The 4,799-nt window shown below is 43.2% G+C and carries 8 protein-coding genes; 4 read left to right on the top strand and 4 right to left on the bottom strand.

Translation table 11 applies throughout. The annotated features are described in order from the left end of the window. The 3 genes from J5M71_RS25585 to J5M71_RS25595 form a co-directional block, all read right to left on the bottom strand. On the bottom strand, positions 1–403 hold a 403-nt coding region (locus J5M71_RS25585), incomplete at its 3' end, for a replication protein (RefSeq protein WP_115447883.1). 32 nt (positions 404–435) lie between these two features. Then, positions 436–729, bottom strand: a complete 294-nt coding sequence (locus J5M71_RS25590) for a lambda phage CII family protein (RefSeq protein ID WP_000251069.1) — start codon at positions 727–729, stop codon at positions 436–438. A 118-nt stretch (positions 730–847) separates the two neighbouring features. Next, complete coding sequence (locus tag J5M71_RS25595; RefSeq protein WP_000437875.1) at positions 848–1,048, bottom strand: Cro/CI family transcriptional regulator; 201 nt, start codon at positions 1,046–1,048, stop codon at positions 848–850. A gap of 100 nt (positions 1,049–1,148) precedes the next feature. Here J5M71_RS25595 and J5M71_RS25600 point away from each other — a divergent pair, with 100 nt between their 5' ends. From J5M71_RS25600 to J5M71_RS25615, 4 genes are all read left to right on the top strand, one after another. Beyond that, positions 1,149–1,862 carry a LexA family transcriptional regulator gene (locus J5M71_RS25600; RefSeq protein WP_000104864.1) on the top strand — a complete coding sequence of 238 codons (714 nt, stop codon included), beginning with the start codon at positions 1,149–1,151 and terminating at the stop codon, positions 1,860–1,862. 112 nt (positions 1,863–1,974) lie between these two features. Further along, the gene (locus J5M71_RS25605; RefSeq protein WP_000788349.1) at positions 1,975–2,814 is read left to right on the top strand and encodes a protein rexA; all 840 of its coding nucleotides are present in this window, start codon (positions 1,975–1,977) and stop codon (positions 2,812–2,814) included. A 15-nt stretch (positions 2,815–2,829) separates the two neighbouring features. Next, the gene (locus J5M71_RS25610; protein WP_001245922.1) at positions 2,830–3,264 is read left to right on the top strand and encodes a protein rexB; all 435 of its coding nucleotides are present in this window, start codon (positions 2,830–2,832) and stop codon (positions 3,262–3,264) included. Positions 3,265–3,728: 464 nt separating this feature from the next. Further along, positions 3,729–4,052, top strand: a complete 324-nt coding sequence (locus J5M71_RS25615) for an antitermination protein N (protein ID WP_001564525.1) — start codon at positions 3,729–3,731, stop codon at positions 4,050–4,052. On the opposite strand, the gene J5M71_RS25620 is transcribed toward J5M71_RS25615, so the two are convergent. Next, on the bottom strand, positions 4,053–4,535 hold the full coding sequence (locus tag J5M71_RS25620; RefSeq protein WP_000281856.1) for a superinfection exclusion B family protein: 483 nt from the start codon (positions 4,533–4,535) through the stop codon (positions 4,053–4,055). Between the last annotated feature and the right edge of the window lie 264 nt (positions 4,536–4,799).

Raw genomic sequence — 4,799 nt, forward strand, 5'->3', positions numbered from 1 at the left:
ATTTGAGGGATGTTTTATCCCTCGTTTTAGGGGATTTTCCCTCGTTTTGAGGGATGCACCATTCTGAGATGTTTTTATTTGGTCCAAACATGCCGCCTTGCTGCTTGATAATATTCATTCTGACGAGTTCTAACTTGGCTTCATTGCACCGTTTGACAGGTAACTTTGTAATCTCGCTAAGTTGAGAATCGGTGATTCTGTCCATTGGTTTATTCCACCCATAGGTTTTACGCAGAATGGCAAGCAGCACTTTAAACTGTCGCTTGGTCAGATCTGCGCCCGAATAAGCCTCAAGCAGCATATTTGATAGTCTGGCGTAACCATCATCGAGATCTGCCACATTACGCTCCTGTCCGGCAAAGTTACCTCTGCCGAAGTTGAGTATTTTTGCTGTATTTGTCATAATGACTCCTGTTGATAGATCCAGTAATGACCTCAGAACTCCATCTGGATTTGTTCAGAACGCTCGGTTGCCGCCGGGCGTTTTTTATTGGTGAGAATCGCAGCAACTTGTCGCGCCAATCGAGCCATGTCGTCGTCAACGACCCCCCATTCAAGAACAGCAAGCAGCATTGAGAACTTTGGAATCCAGTCCCTCTTCCACCTGCTGATCTGCGACTTATCAACGCCCACAGCTTCCGCTGTCTTCTCAGTTCCAAGCATTGCGATTTTGTTAAGCAACGCACTCTCGATTCGTAGAGCCTCGTTGCGTTTGTTTGCACGAACCATATGTAAGTATTTCCTTAGATAACAATTGATTGAATGTATGCAAATAAATGCATACACCATAGGTGTGGTTTAATTTGATGCCCTTTTTCAGGGCTGGAATGTGTAAGAGCGGGGTTATTTATGCTGTTGTTTTTTTGTTACTCGGGAAGGGCTTTACCTCTTCCGCATAAACGCTTCCATCAGCGTTTATAGTTAAAAAAATCTTTCGGCCTGCATGAATGGCCTTGTTGATCGCGCTTTGATATACGCCGAGATCTTTAGCTGTCTTGGTTTGCCCAAAGCGCATTGCATAATCTTTCAGGGTTATGCGTTGTTCCATACAACCTCCTTAGTACATGCAACCATTATCACCGCCAGAGGTAAAATAGTCAACACGCACGGTGTTAGATATTTATCCCTTGCGGTGATAGATTTAACGTATGAGCACAAAAAAGAAACCATTAACACAAGAGCAGCTTGAGGACGCACGTCGCCTTAAAGCAATTTATGAAAAAAAGAAAAATGAACTTGGCTTATCCCAGGAATCTGTCGCAGACAAGATGGGGATGGGGCAGTCAGGCGTTGGTGCTTTATTTAATGGCATCAATGCATTAAATGCTTATAACGCCGCATTGCTTACAAAAATTCTCAAAGTTAGCGTTGAAGAATTTAGCCCTTCAATCGCCAGAGAAATCTACGAGATGTATGAAGCGGTTAGTATGCAGCCGTCACTTAGAAGTGAGTATGAGTACCCTGTTTTTTCTCATGTTCAGGCAGGGATGTTCTCACCTAAGCTTAGAACCTTTACCAAAGGTGATGCGGAGAGATGGGTAAGCACAACCAAAAAAGCCAGTGATTCTGCATTCTGGCTTGAGGTTGAAGGTAATTCCATGACCGCACCAACAGGCTCCAAGCCAAGCTTTCCTGACGGAATGTTAATTCTCGTTGACCCTGAGCAGGCTGTTGAGCCAGGTGATTTCTGCATAGCCAGACTTGGGGGTGATGAGTTTACCTTCAAGAAACTGATCAGGGATAGCGGTCAGGTGTTTTTACAACCACTAAACCCACAGTACCCAATGATCCCATGCAATGAGAGTTGTTCCGTTGTGGGGAAAGTTATCGCTAGTCAGTGGCCTGAAGAGACGTTTGGCTGATCGGCAAGGTGTTCTGGTCGGCGCATAGCTGATAACAATTGAGCAAGAATCTTCATCGAATTAGGGGAATTTTCACTCCCCTCAGAACATAACATAGTAAATGGATTGAATTATGAAGAATGGTTTTTATGCGACTTACCGCAGCAAAAATAAAGGGAAAGATAAGCGCTCAATAAACCTGTCTGTTTTCCTTAATTCTCTGCTGGCTGATAATCATCACCTGCAGGTTGGCTCCAATTATTTGTATATTCATAAAATCGATGGAAAAACTTTTCTCTTTACCAAAACAAATGACAAGAGTCTGGTTCAGAAGATAAATCGCTCTAAAGCTTCAGTTGAAGATATTAAGAACAGCCTCGCAGATGACGAATCATTGGGATTCCCATCTTTTTTGTTTGTTGAAGGCGACACCATTGGTTTTGCCAGAACTGTTTTCGGGCCGACCACATCCGATCTGACAGATTTTTTAATCGGGAAAGGAATGTCATTAAGCAGTGGAGAGCGCGTTCAGATAGAGCCACTGATGAGGGGAACCACCAAAGACGATGTTATGCATATGCATTTCATCGGCCGAACAACGGTGAAGGTAGAAGCCAAGCTACCTGTATTTGGCGATATATTAAAGGTCTTAGGGGCAACAGATATTGAAGGGGAGCTTTTTGACTCATTGGATATAGTCATTAAGCCAAAATTTAAAAGGGATATAAAAAAGGTTGCCAAGGATATTATTTTTAACCCGTCACCTCAATTTTCAGACATTAGCCTGCGGGCAAAAGATGAGGCCGGAGATATTTTAACAGAACATTATCTATCAGAAAAAGGCCATCTCTCAGCGCCTCTGAACAAGGTCACCAATGCTGAGATAGCTGAAGAGATGGCATATTGCTACGCAAGAATGAAAAGTGATATACTGGAATGTTTTAAAAGGCAGGTGGGCAAAGTTAAGGATTAATTATCAGGAGTAATTATGCGGAACAGAATCATGCCTGGTGTTTACATAGTAATAATTCCTTACGTTATCGTAAGCATTTGCTATCTCCTTTTCCGCCACTACATTCCTGGTGTTTCTTTTTCAGCTCATAGAGATGGTCTTGGGGCGACATTGTCATCATATGCAGGAACCATGATTGCAATCCTGATTGCTGCCTTGACGTTTCTAATCGGAAGCAGAACGCGCCGACTGGCCAAGATTAGAGAGTATGGGTATATGACATCGGTAGTTATTGTCTATGCCCTTAGTTTTGTTGAGCTTGGAGCTTTGTTTTTCTGCGGGTTATTGCTTCTTTCCAGCATAAGCGGCTACATGATACCCACTATCGCCATCGGCATTGCCTCTGCATCGTTCATTCATATATGCATCCTTGTTTTCCAACTATATAATTTGACCAGAGAACAAGAATAACCCGGCCTCAGCGCCGGGTTTTCTTTGCCTCACGATCGCCCCCAAAACACATAACCAATTGTATTTATTGAAAAATAAATAGATACAACTCACTAAACATAGCAATTCAGATCTCTCACCTACCAAACAATGCCCCCCTGCAAAAAATAAATTCATATAAAAAACATACAGATAACCATCTGCGGTGATAAATTATCTCTGGCGGTGTTGACATAAATACCACTGGCGGTGATACTGAGCACATCAGCAGGACGCACTGACCACCATGAAGGTGACGCTCTTAAAAATTAAGCCCTGAAGAAGGGCAGCATTCAAAGCAGAAGGCTTTGGGGTGTGTGATACGAAACGAAGCATTGGCCGTAAGTGCGATTCCGGATTAGCTGCCAATGTGCCAATCGCGGGGGGTTTTCGTTCAGGACTACAACTGCCACACACCACCAAAGCTAACTGACAGGAGAATCCAGATGGATGCACAAACACGCCGCCGCGAACGTCGCGCAGAGAAACAGGCTCAATGGAAAGCAGCAAATCCCCTGTTGGTTGGGGTAAGCGCAAAACCAGTTAACCGCCCTATTCTCTCGCTGAATCGCAAACCGAAATCACGAGTAGAAAGCGCACTAAATCCGATAGACCTTACAGTGCTGGCTGAATACCACAAACAGATTGAAAGCAACCTGCAACGTATTGAGCGCAAGAATCAGCGCACATGGTACAGCAAGCCTGGCGAACGCGGCATAACATGCAGTGGACGCCAGAAAATTAAGGGAAAATCGATTCCTCTTATCTAGTTACTTAGATATTGGCCTTGGCTTTATCTCAATATTATATGGATCATAGCTGGCAACTAATTCAGTCCAGTAAATATCCTCAATAGGGAATAATATATGCTTTCCATTCCATCGGGAAAAAGTTTTGTTCAACACACCAAGCTCAATCAACTCACTAATGTATGGGAATTGTTTTGATGTAACCACATACTTCCTGCCTTCATTAAGGGCTGCGCACAAAACCATAGATTGCTCTTCTGTAAGGTTTTGAATTACTGATCGCACTTTATCGTTTTGCATCTTAATGCGTTTTCTTAGCTTAAATCGCTTATATCTGGCGCTGGCAATAGCTGATAATCGATGCACATTAATTGCTAGCGAAAATGCAAGAGCAAAGACGAAAACATGCCACACATGAGGAATACCGATTCTCTCATTAACATATTCAGGCCAGTTATCTGGGCTTAAAAGCAGAAGTCCAACCCAGATAACGATCATATACATGGTTCTCTCCAGAGGTTCATTACTGAACACTCGTCCGAGAATAACGAGTGGATCCATTTCTATACTCATCAAACTGTAGGGGTTGTAATAGTTTATCCGATTTCTCGCTGTAGGGGTACACGAGAACCACCGAGCCTGATGTGGTTAAAAGACAGGCACAATCTTTACTACCGCAATCCACTATTTAAGGTGATATATGGAAGAAGAATTTGAAGAGTTCGAAGAGCATCCTCAGGATGTGATGGAACAATACCAGGACTATCC

The sequence above is a fragment of the Pseudomonas sp. 43(2021) genome (assembly GCF_017490805.1).
Taxonomy (GTDB): domain Bacteria; phylum Pseudomonadota; class Gammaproteobacteria; order Pseudomonadales; family Pseudomonadaceae; genus Aquipseudomonas.

Excerpts from the sequence above, each read along its gene's own strand:
- J5M71_RS25590 (WP_000251069.1), bottom strand. The coding sequence starts at position 729 with ATGGTTCGTGCAAACAAACGCAACGAGGCTCTACGAATCGAGAGTGCG.
- J5M71_RS25595 (WP_000437875.1), bottom strand. The coding sequence starts at position 1,048 with ATGGAACAACGCATAACCCTGAAAGATTATGCAATGCGCTTTGGGCAA.
- J5M71_RS25600 (WP_000104864.1), top strand. The coding sequence starts at position 1,149 with ATGAGCACAAAAAAGAAACCATTAACACAAGAGCAGCTTGAGGACGCA.
- J5M71_RS25605 (WP_000788349.1), top strand. The coding sequence starts at position 1,975 with ATGAAGAATGGTTTTTATGCGACTTACCGCAGCAAAAATAAAGGGAAA.
- J5M71_RS25610 (WP_001245922.1), top strand. The coding sequence starts at position 2,830 with ATGCGGAACAGAATCATGCCTGGTGTTTACATAGTAATAATTCCTTAC.
- J5M71_RS25615 (WP_001564525.1), top strand. The coding sequence starts at position 3,729 with ATGGATGCACAAACACGCCGCCGCGAACGTCGCGCAGAGAAACAGGCT.
- J5M71_RS25620 (WP_000281856.1), bottom strand. The coding sequence starts at position 4,535 with ATGTATATGATCGTTATCTGGGTTGGACTTCTGCTTTTAAGCCCAGAT.